Here is a 16,779-nt window from a genome sequence, read left to right on the forward strand (position 1 = left end):
AGGACGAATTGGGCCGCTGCGGCGGCGGAGCGGGCAGCGGTCGGCACGGATGCTCTTCCTGGAGGCGCGGACTCCCACCAGTGCACGCTGCGCCCCTTTCTCGATCCACCCGCGCGGCCGGGCGATCCGATCCTCTCCCGGACCCGCCACCTGCGGGTTGGGAACGCACATGCCCCCTGGATCCACCGACGGCGAATCACCGAATCCACCCGAGGGGCACTCGACAGTAACCGCTGTCGACCGTGCCGGACAGGAATACCGCATATGCGCCGAAGTCCGACACACCAATTCTGCCCCTTTGCCGTGCGGACCTCAATGTGGTGTGCGTGCCGGACCGCGCGGCCGGTTCGCGTCGCCCCGCGCGTCGCGCTCACATCGCGTGAATCTCGGGCAGTACCGCGGCCACTCCGGCCAGGCGTTTGTCGTCCCACGGGCCCTGCGGGGCGAGCAGCACGTGGTCGATGCCCAGGGCCGCCAGTTCGCGCATGTGCGCCACGAAGTGCCGCTCGTCACTCGGGTCCAGGTGGGTGCCGATCGTCTTCTCGATCTCGTCGAAATCGCGTCCGGCCTCGTCGCAGTGCGCGCGCAGCACGTCGAGCTTGTGGGTGATGTCGTCGGCGTAGCCCGCGCCGGGCATGTCGAACAGGCTGCACGCGTCGCCGTAGCGGGCGACCAGGCGGAGTGTCTTGCGTTCGCCGCTGCCCGCGATCAGGATCGGCGGGTGCGGGCGCTGCACCGAATTCGGTGAGTTGAGTGGGCGGGTCAGCTCGTAATGCGTTCCGCGGAACGGTGTTTCGTCACCCTCCCACATGCGGTGCGCGATCCGGAGGGTCTCCTCGAGCATTTCGTATCGTTGGCTCAGCGAGGGGAACGGGATACCCAGACCGTCGGTTTCGAAGATTCCCTCGAGTTTCGCGGGGTCGATCGCGGCGCCCGCGCCGATGCCGAAATACGTTCTGCCACCGCTGAGTACGTCGAGGGTGGTGAGCGATTTGAGCAGGATGCCCGGGTGGCGGTAGGCCACCGAGGTGACCAGGGTGCCGAGTTTGATGCGCCGGGTGATACCGGCCAGAAAGCCCAGTGCCGCATAGGCTTCCAGCATCGGGGATTCCGGCGGCAGCCCGGACAGGCGGATCTGGAAGAAGTGGTCCATCACCCACAGGCTGTCGAATCCGGATTCGTCGGCCTGCTGCGCGAGGTCGGTGACGGTGGGGCCGAGTCGGTCGGTGGGGACTGGCCAGGAGAAGTCGGTGATGCCGATGCCAAGTTTCATCGCGGTCCTTCGAGTTTAGTCGTTAGCCGGGTAACGACCATATCGTGAGTCGGCTAACGAACTCAATACCCTACGCTGAACGCATCATGACCACCGCCGACGCCGAAGACTTCCTCACCGTGTACTGGTCCACCAAGCGCGCGGTGACCTTGGCCGCGTCGGCGGCGTACGCGCGGCACGGCGTCTACGAGGGGCAGCAGTTCATCCTGCGTAGCCTTTGGGCGGAGGACGGGCTGACGCCGGGGGAGGTGGCCAAACGGCTCGGGCTGTCGACCCCGACGATCACCCGGGCCGCGACCCGGATGGCGGCCGCCGGTCTGTTGCGCCGCGAGCCGCATCCCACCGATCGGCGACTGGTCAGGCTGTATCTGACCGAGCGCGGGCGGGACCTCGAGGTCACCATCGAGGACGAGATGGCCGGTCTCACCGATCGGGCGCTGGCCGGATTCGAGGACGCCGAACGGGTGGCCGTGGTGCGGGCGTTGGACCGGATCCGGAGCAACCTCGCGCGCGAGACATCGGACTCACCCGAGGACTGAGCGCGAATTCCGTTCGGCCGCAAGGGGCGAAGCGCTTCGACCCCCGGCAACCGTCCCGCTCAGCCGCAGGCGTTGACCCATTCGGACAGGCCGTCGGCGAACAGTTGACGCTTCCAGATCGGAACCTCGTGCTTGATCCGGTCCACCAGATCGGCGCAGGTGGTGAACGCCTCCGCGCGATGGGCCGAGGCGACCGCGACGACGATCGCCGCATCGCCGATACCCAGCGCGCCGATGCGGTGCGCCGCGGCCACCGGTAATCCGGTCGAGGTCGCGATCTCGGCGCAGATGCGGTGCAGGAACTTCTCGGCGTCCGGATGAGCGGAATACTCGAGAGACGAAACCGACTGTCCGCCATCATGATTGCGCACCTTGCCGGTGAACACCACGACCGCGCCGTACTCGGGTCCGGTCACCGCCTGCTCCACCGCCTCGGGGGAGAGCGGCCGATCGCTGATCGTGGCGAGGCGGACGGCGGGTTGCAGATCAGTCATGGCTGCCTCCTCCGGCGACCTGGGCGAGTAGATGATCCAGTAGCGGTTCGAGCACGCTGATGCCGTCGCGCACTCCGCCCGGTGAACCCGGCAGATTGATCAGTACGGTGCGTCCGGCCAGCCCGGCGATGCCCCGGCTCAACGCGGCCAGCGGGAAGGTCGCGGTGCCTTTCATGCGGATCTGCTCGGCTACTCCGGGGAGTTCGCGATTCAGGATTGCGCGCGTCGCCTCGGGGGTCGCGTCGGTCGGGGAAGCTCCCGTGCCGCCCGTGGTGATCACCAGACCCGGACGGGTGCTCAGCGCGTCGGTCAGTCCGGCCGCGATGTCGGCGTCCGCGTACACCAGCGGGCCGCGCACCGAGAAGCCGAGTCCCGCAAGCCAATCCCGTAACACCGGACCGGTCTTGTCGATTCGTGTCCCCGCTGCCGCTCCGGTCGAGGCCACGATGACCACCGCTGTCCGTGATCCGGTCGGTTCGGGGATGGCTATGTTTTGTTCGGAACCCGTTGTGTGCGTGCCGGATTCGATCGAGTTCCCGGACTGCTCCACCTGTGCTGTGAGCGGGTGAGATCCGGTATGTCGATGCGCGTGCGTGATCTCACGCCGCGTCGGGAGGGATGCTGTGGAATCTGCTGATGCCGCGGGTGTGCCGGAATTCGGATCGCCCGGACGATGTGGCGCGGCTGCCTCGGTGTTTGCTCCCGGACGTGCCCAATGTCCGCGCTTCCCACCGTCTTTCGTGAGCAACCGGACATTGTTCAGGACCGCGGCGGGATCGACGGCCTTGACCATGTCGTGCAGGGTCAGCCCGGCGACGGCCACGGCGGTGAGGGCCTCCATCTCGACGCCGGTGGGGCCGGTGGTCTTGGCCGTGGCCTCGATGGTGATGGCGTCGGTGGTGAAATCGAAGCGGACATCCACCTTGGTCAGGGCCAGCTGGTGGCACAGGGGGATGAGTTCGGAGGTTTTCTTCGCACCGGAGATACCTGCCAGGCGAGCGGTGGACAGCACGTCGGCCTTGGGCATGTCGTCGGCGCGGACCAGTGCGATCACCTCGGCGGTGGTGCGCAATTCGCCTGCGGCGACGGCGATTCGGGCGGTGTCGGCCTTGGCGCTGACGTCGACCATGCGCGCGCGGCCCTCTGAATCGACGTGTGAGAGTTCGTGTTCGCTCACAGTTCCCGCACCTTCACGATCGAGCCGGCGGCCAGCTCGGTGATCTCGGGGGCGATATCGATCAGCACGTCGGCGTGGGCCATCGCCGCCACCAGATGCGATCCGGGGCCCGAGGCCAGCCGCACTCCGTCGCCGTCCAGGCGGCCGCGCAGGAATTGTCGCCGACCGGCGGGGGAGCGCACCGGATCCAGCAGTGCCACATCGTGTGTCGGCACCGGCGGCAGACCTGCGAGTTCGCGCAGGATCGGACGTGCGAACACCTCGAAGGACACCATCGTGCTCACCGGATTACCCGGGAAACTCAGTACCGGAACGCCGTCGGACACCGAGAGTCCTTGCGGCCCACCGGGTTGTACGGCCACCGAGCCGAATTCCCCGCCGCGCGTGGACAATACGTCCTTGACGACCTCGAAGTCGCCCTTGGAGACACCGCCCGAGGTGAACACCACATCGGCGTGGGCGGTCGCCGCGGCGAGCCGATCGCCGAATTCGGCCGGATCGTCGCGGCTGTGTTCGACCGAGACGACCTCGACCCCGTTCGCGGTCAACGCGGCGGCCAGTGCGATGCCGTTGGAGTTGTAGATCTGCCCGGGGCGCAACGGAACTCCGGCGGGCATCAGCTCGTCACCGGTGGTCAGCACGGCGGCGCGCACCCGGCGGAACATCGGCAACGTCGGCAGGCCGACCGCCGCGAGGGCCGCGATATGCCTGGGCGCCAACGTGGTTCCCGCCGACACCAGCAGTTCACCGGAACGCACGTCCACACCGGGTTCGTGCACGAAATCGCCGGTCTTACGACCACGCTCGATCGTCACGGTGTGCTCGTCGCCATGGGTGTCCTCGACCGGCACCACACAGTCCGCACCGGGCGGGATCGGCGCGCCGGTCATCACCTTCATCGCACTGCCGGGCGGCAGCGGTGCCTGACCCGTCTGTCCGGCGGCCACGACACCCGTGAGCGGCAGTGTGACCGGCGTCACCGACACCGAGGCGGCACGCACGGCGTAACCGTCCATCCCGGAATTACGGAAGACCGGCAGATCCAGCGGCGCGTGCACATCGCGCGCCAGCCGCCGCCCCAGCGCCGCACCCATCGCGACCTCCGCGACGTCGCGGATCGCGAGTGGACGCAGCAACTCCTCGACCCGGCGGAGATGTTCCTCGACCGACCGGGCCGAACCGGTGACCGGGCCCGTGCCGCTCCTCGAATCGCTGCGCGATAGTGCCATACAACGCACTGTAGTAGCGCCGCTGTCCCGGACAGTTCGGATGTTCCTCCGAAGCACCTGCGGCATCGTGCGGCAATAATGGATGGTGTGAGTGTGGTTGTCATGGGAATTCCCGCCGTACGCCGCGGGCTTCCCCCGTCGGCGGGACGGCCCGATACTCCGTACCTGGTGGACAGATTCGGGCGCACCGCCCGTGACCTGCGGGTATCCATTACCGAGAAGTGTTCGCTGCGCTGCACCTACTGCATGCCCGAGGAGGGTCTGCCCGCCATTCCGGGTGACGAACTGCTCTCGGCCGGGGAGATCGTGCGCGTGGTGACGCTCGCGGTGCGTGAGCTGGGGGTGCGCGAGGTGCGCTTCACCGGTGGCGAACCTCTCATGCGCCGGGATCTGGAGGAGATCGTCGCGGGCTGTCACGCGGCCGTGCCGGAGACGCCGCTGGCCATGACCACCAATGCCGTCGGGCTCGAACATCGCGCGGCCGGGCTGGCGCGCGCGGGACTGAGCCGGGTCAACGTCTCCCTGGACACCGTCGACCGCACCGCCTTCGCCCGCCTGACCCGTCGCGACCGGCTCGTCTCGGTACTGTCCGGAGTCCGCGCCGCCCACCGCGCGGGCCTGTCCCCGGTCAAGGTGAACGCCGTGCTGATGCGCGAAACCCTTTCCGGCGCACCGGATCTACTGCAATGGTGCCTGACCGAGGGTGGTGCGTTGCGGTTCATCGAGGAGATGCCGCTGGACGCCGATCACGAATGGGCCCGCGCCAACATGGTCACCGCCGCCGAACTGCTCGAGGTCCTCGGCTCGCGTTTCACCCTCACCGCCGCCGGCCGCGACGACCCCTCCGCGCCCGCCGAAACCTGGCTGGTCGACGGCGGCCCGGCGACCGTCGGCATCATCGCCTCGGTCACCCGCACCTTCTGCGCCGACTGCGACCGCACCCGCCTCACTGCCGACGGCAAGATCCGCTCCTGCCTGTTCAGCGACGAGGAATACGACCTGCGAGCCCTGCTGCGCGACGGCGCGACCGACGCCGAGTTGGCCGAACTCTGGCGCGGCGCGATGTGGCAGAAATGGGCCGGACACGGCATCGACGCCGCCGACTTCGTCCCCCCCGAACGAACGATGGGAGCCATCGGTGGTTGAGATCCGCTACTTCGCCGCGATAGCGGACGCGGTCGGCAAAACCAGCGAACACCTCGACCTCCCGCCCGAGGCCACCGTCGCCGACCTCTGCCACACCCTCTCCCACACCTACGGCCCCACCCTCGACCCCATGCTCAAAGCCTGCGCCTACCTCATCGGCGACGAACTCACCCGCGACCTCACCACCCCGCTCACCCCCCGAGTGGACGTCCTGCCGCCGTTCGCGGGTGGGTGACCCTTCGCCGGAATCGAGTAGGCGGGCTATTGCGTCGAACTGCTCGCGGATCGCGGCGGGCAGGTGAGAGGACATTGCCGATCACCGACGGTGCTACGGAACAGATATCCGGTAATTACGCTCCGCGGCAACAGGACTCGGTGAATTCACGGTGTTGTGACGTGAGTTCCGGCTATGTCCACCAGGTGTCGAACGGGGTGGCGGGGACGGTGCGCTTGTGGCGGGTGTTGCGGAAGATGGATTCGAGGCGGTCGGCCACCTCGGGGGTCACCTCGTGGCCTTCGAGGTAGTTGTCGATTTCGGCGTAGGTGACGCCGAGGGCCACCTCGTCGGGGAGGGCGGGGCGGTCGTCTTCGAGGTCGGCGGTGGGGACCTTCTCCCAGACGCTGGGGGGTGCGCCGAGTTCCTGGAGCAGGGCCGCGCCCTGGCGTTTGGTGAGGCCGGTGAGGGGAGTGAGGTCGACGCCGCCGTCGCCGTATTTGGTGAAGAAGCCGGTGAGGGCCTCGGCGGCGTGGTCGGTTCCCACGACCAGCATGTTCAGTTGGCCCGCGATGGCGTACTGGATGACCATGCGTTCGCGGGCCTTGACATTGCCGCGCACGAAATCGCGCAGGTGGGTGTCGTCGCCCAGACCGCGGGCTACCTGGGCGGCGACCGCGTCCGCGCCGGGTTTGACGTTCACCTCGATCGAGCGGTCGGGCTGGATGAAACGCAGCGCGACCTGCGCGTCCTCCTCGTCGGCCTGGACGCCGTAGGGCAGCCGCACCGCGACGAACGTGGCCTCGCGACCCTCCGCGCGCAACTCCGACGCGGCCAGCTGGCACAGCCGACCGGTCAGCGTGGAGTCCTGGCCGCCGCTGATGCCGAGCACGAAACCCGTTGCGGGAGTGGAGCGCAGGTACGCCTTGAGGAAGTCGACGCGGCGGCGCACCTCGACCTTCGGTTCGATGACGGGCTGAACAGCCAATTCGGCGATGATGTCCTGGCGAAGAGTTCCCACGCCGGTCACTCTACCGAGGCGTCGGCGAGCACCCAGCGGACCAGGCGTTCCCAGTTGTCGGCGACCTGTTCGGCGGTGTAGCCGAGCACTCGGATCTGATGCAGGACCAGCGCGGCGTCCAGGGCGGCGATCAGGCTGTCCGCCAGCAGCGCGATGTCCCCGTTCGCGCCCGCCTCCCGAAGCAGCAGTGCCACATGGGTTTTGGTGATGTTGTAGGGCGGGCTGGAGTACCGGCTCGAATCGTCGGCGGCGCGTCGCATCTCGCCCTCGACCTCGATACCGGCCAGCCGCGCCCGGCCGAAGGCGATCAGCCGCTGCTCCGGCGGCGCGCCCGGACCCAGCGGCGGCGGCCCGAACATGTACGCGGCCTGGAGTTTTCGCTCGGACTGGTCGAGCAGGGCCAGCATCAGGCCCGAGCGGGTGCCGAAACGCCGGAAGACCGTCCCCTTCCCGACGCCCGCGCGCCGGGCGACCGCGTCCATCGTGACGCCGTCCGCGCCGAATTCGCGCACCAGCTGCTCGGCCGCGTCCAGTAGCAACTGCCGATTGCGCGCGGCATCGCTGCGCTCGGCCGCGCCGGTGGTCACCGGCAGCAGGGCCAGCGCATCGGGGGGCATCTCCAGCGCGACGGCCTCGATCGGCAGCCCTGTGGGACGATTGTCGGGCTCCCGCGCGCACGGATCATCGGTGGCTGTGTCGGAGTTCACGGGGTATCCCCCCTAGGGACGGAATGAAAGCGGACCGTGGTCCGGTTATTCTACCTTGACAGCGGCGGTGACCGCCTCGGCAATTTCAAGGAGTGATCATGTCCCAGACTCGTCTTCTAGCACTCGTCGGCAGCCTGCGCGCCGGATCGATCAACCGGCAGCTCGCCGAGGCCGCCGCGCAGACCGCGCCGGAGGGTGTGGAGATCGTCCTGGCGTCGGGCCTCGGTGACATCCCGTTCTACAACGAGGACATCGACGTCGAGGGTGACGTACCCGCCGCCGCGACCGCGCTGCGCGAGGCCGTCGCCGCCGCCGACGGTCTGCTGGTCTTCGTCCCCGAATACAACGGCTCGATCCCGGCCGTGCTCAAGAACGCCATCGACTGGGCTTCGCGTCCCTACGGCGCGGGCCCGATCAAGGGCAAGCCCGCCGCCGTGGTGAGCGCGTCGATCAGCCAGAACGCCGCCAAGTGGGCGCACGGCGACACCGTCAAGGTGCTGGGTGTGGCCGGTGCGTCGGTGGTGGAGAGCGCGCACCTGCACTTCGGCACCATCGGCCAGCGTTTCGGCGAGGCGCACCCGCGTGACGACGCCGAGGCCCTGACCGAACTCGCCGCCACCGTGCACGAGTTGGTCGAGGCGGTCAAGGCGTCGGTCAACGCCTGATCGCGAGGCCCCGGGAGGGCCGATCCCGATGTGACCGAGGTGAACACCCGGCCCGCTCCGTCGATACGACGGGGCGGGCTTCGTCGTATTCGGGGGCTGTGTCCGGTGCCTTGAGCGCTGATGTTCGGGGCGCGTCTGGTTCGGGGGTTGGTTCGGTCGTTGGTGCCGTGTCCGGTGTCGGTGGGCCGGGAGATGCGTCTGTTACCTGTGGGAACAGTGTGTTAGCTGGGAAGAAGCTACGCGATGAAATCGTGATCTGCACCACAGTCGTGTCGGGTTGCGAATCGACTGTCCAGGGACTTACGCCGATCGAATTTCACCTTTGTGACTCGCAACATCTCGTGTTGTAGGAATCTGTCGGCCACTAGGTGTAGTGTCTTGGAAGCTGGAAGACGGTACGACCACACGGTCTACCGGGGTCATATGACCTGGGGGGGCCGAGCCCACTTCCAGGGGTTTGCGCACGTGACGCGAGTCGCACTCGGTCATGCACTGCATACGGATTCAAGGCTCAGGTTCAGGTTCGGTTCCAAGGCCCGATCAGAGAGGGACACATGACCATCACCGTCTACACCAAGCCCGCTTGCGTCCAGTGCAACGCCACCTACCGTGCCCTCGACAAGGCCGGTATCGAGTACGAGGTGGTCGACATCTCGGAGAACCCGGAGGCCCGCGACTACGTGATGGCCCTGGGTTATCTGCAGGCCCCGGTCGTCGTGGCCGGTGACGACCACTGGTCCGGATTCCGGCCGGACCGGATCAAGTCCCTGGCGGTCGCCGCGGCCTGATCCGCCGGTCGTGAGTTCGTCCGGCGAGGAGGTAGGAAGGGGAGCGCTCATGGCCGAAACGCCTGATTCCCGCACGCGTGGGGAAGCGCCCTGCGGGAACGCACCCCTGGTCTACTTCTCGAGTGCGTCGGAGAACACGCACCGTTTCGTCGAGCGGCTGGGCCTGCCCGCCGTTCGCATTCCGCTCCACACCGCCGAATCGCTTCGCGTCGAGGAGCCCTACGTGCTGATCTGCCCCACCTACGGGGGAGGTCGGCACGTCTTGGGCGGCAACAGATCCGAGAAGGAATTCGTGCCCCGTCAGGTGGCGAAGTTCCTGAACGATCCGCACAACCGTGCGCTGTTGCGCGGCGTCATCGCGGCCGGCAATACGAACTTCGGCGATACGTACTGCCTTGCGGGAGAAGTGATCTCGCGCAAATGCGGCGTTCCGTACCTGTATCGCTTCGAACTCATGGGAACTGCCGAGGACGTCGAACGCGTCCGAGAGGGATTGGGATTGTTTTGGCAACGACAACAGCACCTGCCGGTAAGTCGGCCCGCCTAGAGCGACCGGTCACCGTGGACACCGCGTCGACCGAGGGGATGGACTACCACGCCCTCAACGCGATGCTGAACCTCTACGGTCCGAACGGGGAGATCCAGTTCGACAAGGATCGCGAGGCCGCGCACCAGTACTTCCTGCAGCACGTCAACCAGAACACCGTCTTCTTCCACAATCTCGACGAGAAGCTCGACTACCTGGTCGAGGAGAACTACTACGAGGCCGAGGTGCTGGACAAGTACAGCCGGGCCTTCGTCAAGAAGCTCTTCCAGCAGGCGTACGCCAAGAAGTTCCGTTTTCCGACCTTCCTCGGCGCGTTCAAGTACTACACCTCGTACACCCTCAAGACCTTCGACGGAAAGCGTTATCTCGAACGTTTCGAGGACCGTGTCTGCATGGTCGCGCTGACCCTCGCCGACGGCGACGAAATCCTCGCCCGGCAATTGGTCGAGGAAATCATCGACGGCCGTTTCCAACCCGCCACCCCGACCTTCCTGAATTCAGGCAAGAAACAGCGCGGCGAGCCGGTGAGCTGTTTTCTTCTTCGCATCGAGGACAACATGGAGTCCATCGGTCGCTCCATCAACTCCGCGTTGCAGTTGTCCAAGCGGGGTGGCGGAGTTGCGTTGCTGCTCAGCAACATTCGCGAGCATGGGGCGCCGATCAAGAAGATCGAGAATCAGTCCTCGGGTGTCATTCCGATCATGAAACTGCTGGAGGATTCGTTCTCCTACGCCAATCAGCTCGGGGCGCGGCAGGGCGCCGGTGCGGTGTATCTGCATGCGCATCATCCGGATATCTATCGGTTCCTGGACACCAAGCGGGAGAATGCGGACGAGAAGATCCGCATCAAGACGTTGTCGCTGGGTGTGGTGATTCCTGACATCACCTTCGAGTTGGCGAAGAAGAACGAGGACATGTATCTGTTCTCGCCGTACGATGTCGAGCGGATCTACGGTGTGCCGTTCGCCGATATCGACGTCACCGAGAAGTACCACGAGATGGTGGACGACAAGCGGATCCGCAAGTCGAAGATCAACGCGCGTGAATTCTTCCAGACCATCGCCGAATTGCAGTTCGAGTCCGGCTATCCGTACATCATGTACGAGGACACGGTGAATCGCGCCAACCCGATCAAGGGCAAGATCACCCACTCGAACCTGTGCTCGGAGATCCTCCAGGTCTCCACGCCGTCGGTGTTCAACGACGATCTGTCCTATGCGACCGTGGGCAAGGACATCTCGTGCAACCTGGGCTCGCTCAACATCGCCAAGGCCATGGACTCACCGGATTTCGGGCAGACCATCGAGGTGTCCATCCGCGCGTTGACCGCGGTGTCCGATCAGACCCACATCTACTCGGTGCCCTCGATCGAGCAGGGCAACAATCAGTCCCACGCGATCGGCCTCGGGCAGATGAATCTGCACGGATATCTGGCGCGCGAGCGGGTCCACTACGGCTCCGAAGAGGGCGTCGACTTCACCAACATCTACTTCTATACCGTTGCGTACCACGCGATTCGGGCCTCGAACAAGCTGGCTATCGAGCGCGGCAGCCACTTCGGCGGTTTCCCGGAGTCCAAGTACGCCTCCGGTGAGTTCTTCGACAAGTACACCGATCAGGTGTGGGAGCCGAAAACCGCACGCGTGCAACAGATCTTCGCCGACGCCGGGGTGCACATCCCGACCCAGGACGACTGGCGCGAGCTGAAGACCTCGGTCATGGCGCACGGCATCTACAACCAGAACCTGCAGGCCGTCCCGCCGACCGGTTCGATCTCCTACATCAACCACTCCACCAGTTCCATCCACCCGGTGGCCTCGAAGATCGAGATCCGCAAGGAAGGCAAGATCGGCCGCGTCTACTACCCGGCCCCCTACCTGACGAACGACAACCTCGACTATTTCGCCGACGCCTATGAAATCGGCTACGAGAAGATCATCGACACTTACGCCGCAGCCACCCAACACGTCGATCAGGGCCTGTCACTCACGTTGTTCTTCAAAGACAGTACGACCACTCGCGACGTGAACAAGGCTCAGATCTACGCTTGGCGCAAGGGAATCAAGACGTTGTATTACATCCGCATTCGTCAAATGGCTTTGGAGGGGACCGAGGTGGAAAACTGCGTCAGCTGCATGTTGTAGGCGGCTGAAGTCAGGCGGCGCTCATTCGATACGGCGGCAGTCTCCTCGGGGGCTGCCGCCGTATCGCATTGCCGTGACTTGCCGGTGTACGGGACGGCAGCCGCCTCCGGCGACGCGTCGTGTGGTCGCGGCCGGTGTTCGGCGTGGCGACGGGCCGGGGTGTAGCCTGCATGCGGGCGCTCTGCGTCCGGATGATGATCGAGCGACGAGGCAGGTCATCGGGGTGCCTAGGTGGTATCCGAGAATTTTCCGACGGTGCGGTGCTGGCGATGAGGAGGTGGGTGGCTGTGCGTAGCGAACCCCCCAGTCGAACGCCGCGCGGCATCGTCCTCATGTTCTGCCGGTAGAGCTTTCGGCGGCGAGGTCGGTGCCTCGCGGTGTGAATCCGTGAATCCCGTACCCACTCGCAGTATGCCGAGGTTCTGTCATGTCGACCGATCTGTTCTCTGCTGTGCCCGCACGACTCGACGCGCCCGCCGCTGATCGTGCCGTCGCGCCCGTTGCCGCCGAAAATCCTGATTCCGCCGAATCCGTTGTGGCCGAAGAGTATTCGGGTGAGGTGTCGTTGCGCGACGTCATCGATGCCCGTCGGGTCGAGGAGGTGCTGAGCTGGTTGGAGAACCACTCGCCGCATCGGATCGCCGATGAACTCGCCCGCATGGACGCCGTGCACGCCGGGATCGCCTTCCGGCTGCTGGACAAGGATCGGGCCCTCGAGGTGTTCGAGGAGCTCGAACCGGTCGATCAGCAGCAGATTCTGTGCGGGATGCGGGATCAGAGTTTCCGCGATCTGGTCGAGGGGATGGATCCCGACGACCGGGCCCGGATGTTGCGTGAGGCGCCCGCGACGGTCGTCAAGAAGGTGCTGGCGGGGCTGAGTCCGCGGGAGCGGCGGATGACCGCGGCGCTGCTCGGATATCCCGAGGGGTCGGCCGGGCGCTATATGACGCCGGAAGTCGTTGCGCTGCACTGTGATCTGTCGGTCGAGCAGGCTTTGCGGGTGGTGCGGGCCAAGGGTACGCATGCGGAGACCGTGTACACGCTGCCCGTGGTGGACGGGGGTCGTCGGCTCACCGGCGTGGTCGAGATGCGTGAGCTGGTTCTCAGTGATCCGGACACTCCGCTGGCCGAACTCGTCGTCACCGCACCGGTTTTCGCGCGCGCCACCGATGCCGCGGAGAAGGCGGCGCGACTCATGCGCGAGACCAATCTGATCAACCTGCCGGTCGTAGACAGCGAGGATCGGTTGGTCGGGTTGCTGACGATCGATGACGCGGTCGAGGTCATCGAGGCCGCCGACAGTGAGGATGTGGCGCGGCAGGCCGGGGCGAGCCCGTGGGCCGGTCACTATATGGCCGCCGGGGTCTTCCAACTGGCCCGCTATCGCGCGATGTGGTTGCTGTTGCTGCTGGTCGCGGCCACGTTGACGGTGACCGTCACCGACGCGTTCGAGGTGACGCTGGCGCGGGCCGCGCATCTGGCGCTGTTCATTCCGCTGCTGATCGGGGCGGGCGGTAATGCCGGTGCGCAGGCGGCGACCTCGTGCGTGCGAGCACTGGCCGTGGGGGAGGTGCGGGTCTCGGACCTGCTGAAGGTCATCTGGCGTGAATGCCGCGTCGGCCTGGTCTTAGGGGCGATGCTCGCGGTGGTCGGCATGGTCATCGGGGCCGCGTTCGTCGGGGCACAGATCGCGGTGGTCGTCGGCATCACCCTGGTGATCATCTGCGGTTGGGCGGCCACCATCGGCGGCACGATGCCGTTGCTGGCCAAGAAACTGCGCATCGATCCGGCGGTGATCTCCGCGCCCATGGTCACCACTCTGGTCGACGCGACCGGTCTGATCATCTACTTCACCACCGCGAAGCTCGTCCTGGGGATCTGAGGCCGCAGGCGTCACGGGCTCCGGTCCGTTGATCGTCACCGTCGTGGTTCCTGGCTTCGGTGTGATCATGATGCCCTGATTCTGCGGACCCTCGAACGAAGCCTGCTGTGCCGAAACAGCCTCGGCGGCAGTACTTCTCATCTTCGAGCCGTAAATGGGTTGCGCCCCGGTGGATTAGAGCGGCACGCTGTTCCCGAGAGGCGGCATTGTTTTCTGTCGCCGGAAGAGTTGGGGAAGTGTCATGTCACCGGAAACCTTTGTGGCGCAACGGCTGGGGGTCGATTTCGGGCGGGTGATCCAGGGGGCCGCGATCGCGCCGGGCGAGGCGGACACCGTATTCCTGTCCGGCGGTGCGGAGCAGGCGATGGCGACGCCGCCGAGCGCGGACGCGTTCGAGGTGCTGGCGCGGATCGTGCCGCTGTTCGAGGGCGCGTGGGTCATCTCCAAATGCGGTCCGCGGATCGAGGAGCGGACGCGGCAGTGGCTCGATCATCATGATTTCCACGGCCGCACCGGAATTCCGCGCGAGCACCTGCGTTTCTGCCGGGCTCGGGCGGACAAGGCGATCCACTGCGCCGAACTGGGGATCACGCACATGATCGACGATCGGATCGATGTGCACATCGCGCTGCGCGGGTCGGTGCCGCACCTGTTCTGGTTCGGCGCCCAGACCGCGCCGCCGCCGGACTGGGTGTGCGCCACCCGCACCTGGCTCGACGTGGAGGCCGCGGTGATCGAGCGCCGGGCCGGGTGAGGGTTCGGCGCACCGGGGCGAGCGTCGCCGCGGAACCGTCGTCTGGCACACTTCGAGCGCCCCGGGCGAGTCCGGCGGCGGGTGTCCGGTATTCGTGTCGCGAATCCGATGTGACGGGCCGCATTTCGTCGTGACGGGCCGTTCCGGATGTGGATCGCCGCACGCTTTCCGGGCATATCCGCAGGATCGTCACGGCACAAGGTGTTGTGCTGCTCGGGGATGTCGGACCCTAGTAGTAGTGTTCGGGGTGAGTGATATCCGTGCGATTCGGCGAAGCGAGAAGGGTGAGTGAGGCGGGCGTGAAGCTGATCGATCGAGTGAGCGCGATCAACTGGAATCGGGTGCCCGATGAGAAGGATGCCGAGGTCTGGGACAGGCTGACCGGCAACTTCTGGTTGCCCGAGAAGGTTCCGGTGTCCAACGACATCCCCTCGTGGAATACGTTGACCCCGCATGAAAAGCAGCTCACCATGCGGGTTTTCACCGGTCTGACGCTGCTGGACACGATTCAGGGCACGGTCGGCGCGGTGAGCCTGATCCCCGACGCGCTCACCCCGCACGAGGAGGCGGTGTACACCAACATCGCGTTCATGGAGTCGGTGCACGCCAAGAGCTACAGCTCGATCTTCTCCACGCTGTGCTCCACGCGCGAGATCGACGACGCGTTCCGCTGGTCGGAGGAGAACCGCAACCTGCAACGCAAGGCCGAGATCGTCCTGGACTACTACCGGGGCGACGAGCCGCTCAAGCGCAAGGTGGCCTCCACCCTGCTGGAGAGCTTCCTGTTCTACTCCGGTTTCTACCTGCCGATGTACTGGTCCTCGCGGGCCAAGCTCACCAACACCGCCGACCTGATCCGCCTGATCATCCGCGACGAGGCCGTACACGGCTACTACATCGGCTACAAGTACCAGAAGGGCCTCGAGCAACTCACCGAGCCCGAACGCGAGGAGCTCAAGAGCTACACCTTCGAGCTGCTGTTCGAACTGTACGAGAACGAGGTCGAGTACACCCAGGATCTGTACGACGAGGTCGGCCTCACCGAGGACGTCAAGAAGTTCCTGCGCTACAACGCCAACAAGGCCCTGATGAACCTCGGCTACGAGGGCCTGTTCCCCAAGGACGAAACCGAAGTCAACCCGGCCATCCTCTCGGCGTTGTCACCTAACGCCGATGAGAACCACGACTTCTTCTCCGGTTCGGGCTCGAGTTACGTCATCGGCAAGGCGGTGAATACCGAGGACGAGGACTGGGAGTTCTAGTCCGGCATGGACTTCCGGCGCGAGGTTGCCGTGGAGTCCATCATCCGGGGCCCGCGGGCAGGTCGGAAAGTTCGCCGTCCGGTCGATCGGAACCGGTGGTTGCGTCGGCGACCCAGCCAGGGCCCGCGAGTAAACGTGACGTGCGCTGGTGAATAAGCGAAATTTGCTCCCCCCCCCCCCCCTCGAAGAAAGAGGTTTGTGTGGAGGTCTGGGCGCGGTGTCGGCGATAGCGAAGCGTCACCGTGTCCAGTGTGACGCAGGGGGCCAGCGCGGCGGCGGCCATAAGCAGTGCGGTGTCCTCCATACCGCGCAGCCCGGCCCAGCCTCCGACGGTCAGCAGTAGATCACGCCGCCACATGATGCCGGCCGGATGCACCGGCAACCGGTAGCGGTCCGGTTCGCGTGCCACAGCGGCGATCAGCCTGCCCCGGGCCTGCAGCCCCGGGCGGAACGGCAGCGGAAAGTCCACCAGCTCACCGGAATACAGCAGATCCCGAGCAGGGCCGACGGCGAAACCTGCCTGCGGGTGTGTGTCGAGTGCATGGGCCAGATTCTGGAGGGCATCCGGTTCGAGCTCGTCGTCGGCATCCAGATTCTGGATCAGCGGCGCCCGCGATCGTCCGAGCGCGATATTGCGGGTGGTGGCCGGACCTTCGCGAGTTCCGTTGACCGCCACACGGACTCGTGGATCCTCCGACGCCCCACAGGCGATCAGCTCCGGTATGACGGCCGTGGCGGGCCCATCGATCTGCACCAGCCAGCACCAGTCGTCGAATGTCTGTGCTTGCAGCGATTGCCATGCGGCGGAAAGGAAATGAGCATAGGCATCGTGGACCGCAGTCACGACCTCTACCCGCATGCGAGTCAGTGTGCCAGCTGGTTGACCATGCTGCCCGCCGTGGTCGAATCATGCTGCGCGGCATGACCGGGTGTGGTA

17 protein-coding genes are annotated in these 16,779 nt (G+C 66.0%); 10 read left to right on the forward strand and 7 right to left on the reverse strand.

The window, feature by feature from the left end:
* Nucleotides 1-370: 370 nt before the first annotated feature.
* The gene (locus NRB20_RS31210; protein ID WP_153415000.1) at nucleotides 371-1,273 is read right to left on the reverse strand and encodes an LLM class F420-dependent oxidoreductase; all 903 of its coding nucleotides are present in this window, start codon (nucleotides 1,271-1,273) and stop codon (nucleotides 371-373) included.
* Nucleotides 1,274-1,359: 86 nt separating this feature from the next.
* Between NRB20_RS31210 and NRB20_RS31215 the strand changes: the two genes are divergently transcribed.
* Nucleotides 1,360-1,812, forward strand: a complete 453-nt coding sequence (locus tag NRB20_RS31215; RefSeq protein WP_153415001.1) for a MarR family winged helix-turn-helix transcriptional regulator — start codon at nucleotides 1,360-1,362, stop codon at nucleotides 1,810-1,812.
* A gap of 59 nt (nucleotides 1,813-1,871) precedes the next feature.
* Here the strand turns inward: NRB20_RS31215 and NRB20_RS31220 are convergent, their stop codons facing one another.
* The 3 genes from NRB20_RS31220 to NRB20_RS31230 are packed head-to-tail and all read right to left on the reverse strand — an operon-like array spanning nucleotide 1,872 to nucleotide 4,712.
* On the reverse strand, nucleotides 1,872-2,306 hold the full coding sequence (locus tag NRB20_RS31220; protein WP_153415002.1) for a molybdenum cofactor biosynthesis protein MoaE: 435 nt from the start codon (nucleotides 2,304-2,306) through the stop codon (nucleotides 1,872-1,874).
* A complete protein-coding gene (gene moaCB, locus NRB20_RS31225; RefSeq protein ID WP_153415088.1) occupies nucleotides 2,299-3,435 on the reverse strand; it encodes a bifunctional molybdenum cofactor biosynthesis protein MoaC/MoaB in 1,137 nt (378 codons plus the stop codon). Before moaCB ends, NRB20_RS31220 begins: the two co-directional genes overlap by 8 nt.
* Nucleotides 3,436-3,479: 44 nt before the next feature.
* Nucleotides 3,480-4,712 carry a molybdopterin molybdotransferase MoeA gene (locus NRB20_RS31230; RefSeq protein ID WP_153415003.1) on the reverse strand — a complete coding sequence of 411 codons (1,233 nt, stop codon included), beginning with the start codon at nucleotides 4,710-4,712 and terminating at the stop codon, nucleotides 3,480-3,482.
* A gap of 87 nt (nucleotides 4,713-4,799) precedes the next feature.
* On the opposite strand from NRB20_RS31230, the gene moaA reads away from it, so the two are divergent.
* Both moaA and NRB20_RS31240 read left to right on the forward strand, forming a co-directional pair.
* Nucleotides 4,800-5,858, forward strand: coding sequence for a GTP 3',8-cyclase MoaA (gene moaA, locus NRB20_RS31235; protein ID WP_319945623.1), 1,059 nt, complete (start codon nucleotides 4,800-4,802; stop codon nucleotides 5,856-5,858).
* Nucleotides 5,851-6,093 (forward strand): MoaD/ThiS family protein, encoded by a 243-nt coding sequence (locus tag NRB20_RS31240; protein WP_319945624.1) that lies wholly within the window; start codon nucleotides 5,851-5,853, stop codon nucleotides 6,091-6,093. The genes moaA and NRB20_RS31240 overlap by 8 nt, the downstream gene beginning before the upstream one ends.
* Before the next feature lie 172 nt (nucleotides 6,094-6,265).
* Here NRB20_RS31240 and nadE read toward each other — a convergent pair whose 3' ends face one another.
* Nucleotides 6,266-7,093, reverse strand: a complete 828-nt coding sequence (gene nadE / locus NRB20_RS31245; RefSeq protein WP_319945625.1) for an ammonia-dependent NAD(+) synthetase — start codon at nucleotides 7,091-7,093, stop codon at nucleotides 6,266-6,268.
* A 5-nt stretch (nucleotides 7,094-7,098) separates the two neighbouring features.
* Nucleotides 7,099-7,710: a TetR/AcrR family transcriptional regulator gene (locus tag NRB20_RS31250; protein ID WP_153415090.1), complete on the reverse strand. Its 612-nt coding sequence runs from the start codon at nucleotides 7,708-7,710 to the stop codon at nucleotides 7,099-7,101.
* A gap of 188 nt (nucleotides 7,711-7,898) precedes the next feature.
* Here NRB20_RS31250 and NRB20_RS31255 point away from each other — a divergent pair, with 188 nt between their 5' ends.
* The 7 genes from NRB20_RS31255 to nrdF all read left to right on the forward strand — a co-directional run bounded on the left by NRB20_RS31255 (nucleotide 7,899) and on the right by nrdF (nucleotide 15,842).
* Nucleotides 7,899-8,465 carry an NAD(P)H-dependent oxidoreductase gene (locus tag NRB20_RS31255; protein WP_153415005.1) on the forward strand — a complete coding sequence of 189 codons (567 nt, stop codon included), beginning with the start codon at nucleotides 7,899-7,901 and terminating at the stop codon, nucleotides 8,463-8,465.
* A gap of 554 nt (nucleotides 8,466-9,019) precedes the next feature.
* The gene (locus NRB20_RS31260) at nucleotides 9,020-9,253 is read left to right on the forward strand and encodes a redoxin NrdH (protein ID WP_153415006.1); all 234 of its coding nucleotides are present in this window, start codon (nucleotides 9,020-9,022) and stop codon (nucleotides 9,251-9,253) included.
* Nucleotides 9,254-9,302: 49 nt separating this feature from the next.
* Nucleotides 9,303-9,800, forward strand: coding sequence for a class Ib ribonucleoside-diphosphate reductase assembly flavoprotein NrdI (nrdI, locus tag NRB20_RS31265; protein WP_194290082.1), 498 nt, complete (start codon nucleotides 9,303-9,305; stop codon nucleotides 9,798-9,800).
* A 38-nt stretch (nucleotides 9,801-9,838) separates the two neighbouring features.
* Entirely contained in the window at nucleotides 9,839-11,944 is a 2,106-nt protein-coding gene (gene nrdE, locus NRB20_RS31270; RefSeq protein WP_227834057.1) for a class 1b ribonucleoside-diphosphate reductase subunit alpha, read from the forward strand.
* A 427-nt stretch (nucleotides 11,945-12,371) separates the two neighbouring features.
* Nucleotides 12,372-13,826 carry a magnesium transporter gene (gene mgtE / locus NRB20_RS31275; protein WP_153415008.1) on the forward strand — a complete coding sequence of 485 codons (1,455 nt, stop codon included), beginning with the start codon at nucleotides 12,372-12,374 and terminating at the stop codon, nucleotides 13,824-13,826.
* 241 nt (nucleotides 13,827-14,067) lie between these two features.
* Nucleotides 14,068-14,580, forward strand: a complete 513-nt coding sequence (locus tag NRB20_RS31280; RefSeq protein WP_153415009.1) for a hypothetical protein — start codon at nucleotides 14,068-14,070, stop codon at nucleotides 14,578-14,580.
* 299 nt (nucleotides 14,581-14,879) lie between these two features.
* Nucleotides 14,880-15,842 carry a class 1b ribonucleoside-diphosphate reductase subunit beta gene (gene nrdF / locus NRB20_RS31285; RefSeq protein ID WP_319945653.1) on the forward strand — a complete coding sequence of 321 codons (963 nt, stop codon included), beginning with the start codon at nucleotides 14,880-14,882 and terminating at the stop codon, nucleotides 15,840-15,842.
* A gap of 40 nt (nucleotides 15,843-15,882) precedes the next feature.
* Here the strand turns inward: nrdF and NRB20_RS31290 are convergent, their stop codons facing one another.
* Nucleotides 15,883-16,701: a glycosyltransferase gene (locus NRB20_RS31290; protein ID WP_153415010.1), complete on the reverse strand. Its 819-nt coding sequence runs from the start codon at nucleotides 16,699-16,701 to the stop codon at nucleotides 15,883-15,885.
* Nucleotides 16,702-16,779 lie beyond the last annotated feature (78 nt).

It is taken from the genome of Nocardia macrotermitis (genome assembly GCF_009604405.1).
Taxonomy (GTDB): Bacteria; Actinomycetota; Actinomycetes; order Mycobacteriales; family Mycobacteriaceae; genus Nocardia; species Nocardia macrotermitis.

What these genes read in the sequence shown, in the direction of transcription:
- nrdI (WP_194290082.1), top strand. Translation starts at nt 9,303, where the DNA reads ATGGCCGAAACGCCTGATTCCCGCACGCGTGGGGAAGCGCCCTGCGGG.
- NRB20_RS31220 (WP_153415002.1), bottom strand. Translation starts at nt 2,306, where the DNA reads ATGACTGATCTGCAACCCGCCGTCCGCCTCGCCACGATCAGCGATCGG.
- NRB20_RS31215 (WP_153415001.1), top strand. Translation starts at nt 1,360, where the DNA reads ATGACCACCGCCGACGCCGAAGACTTCCTCACCGTGTACTGGTCCACC.
- NRB20_RS31260 (WP_153415006.1), top strand. Translation starts at nt 9,020, where the DNA reads ATGACCATCACCGTCTACACCAAGCCCGCTTGCGTCCAGTGCAACGCC.
- NRB20_RS31250 (WP_153415090.1), bottom strand. Translation starts at nt 7,710, where the DNA reads ATGCCCCCCGATGCGCTGGCCCTGCTGCCGGTGACCACCGGCGCGGCC.
- nrdE (WP_227834057.1), top strand. Translation starts at nt 9,839, where the DNA reads ATGGACTACCACGCCCTCAACGCGATGCTGAACCTCTACGGTCCGAAC.
- NRB20_RS31255 (WP_153415005.1), top strand. Translation starts at nt 7,899, where the DNA reads ATGTCCCAGACTCGTCTTCTAGCACTCGTCGGCAGCCTGCGCGCCGGA.
- mgtE (WP_153415008.1), top strand. Translation starts at nt 12,372, where the DNA reads ATGTCGACCGATCTGTTCTCTGCTGTGCCCGCACGACTCGACGCGCCC.
- NRB20_RS31210 (WP_153415000.1), bottom strand. Translation starts at nt 1,273, where the DNA reads ATGAAACTTGGCATCGGCATCACCGACTTCTCCTGGCCAGTCCCCACC.
- NRB20_RS31280 (WP_153415009.1), top strand. Translation starts at nt 14,068, where the DNA reads ATGTCACCGGAAACCTTTGTGGCGCAACGGCTGGGGGTCGATTTCGGG.
- moaCB (WP_153415088.1), bottom strand. Translation starts at nt 3,435, where the DNA reads ATGGTCGACGTCAGCGCCAAGGCCGACACCGCCCGAATCGCCGTCGCC.
- NRB20_RS31290 (WP_153415010.1), bottom strand. Translation starts at nt 16,701, where the DNA reads ATGCGGGTAGAGGTCGTGACTGCGGTCCACGATGCCTATGCTCATTTC.
- NRB20_RS31230 (WP_153415003.1), bottom strand. Translation starts at nt 4,712, where the DNA reads ATGGCACTATCGCGCAGCGATTCGAGGAGCGGCACGGGCCCGGTCACC.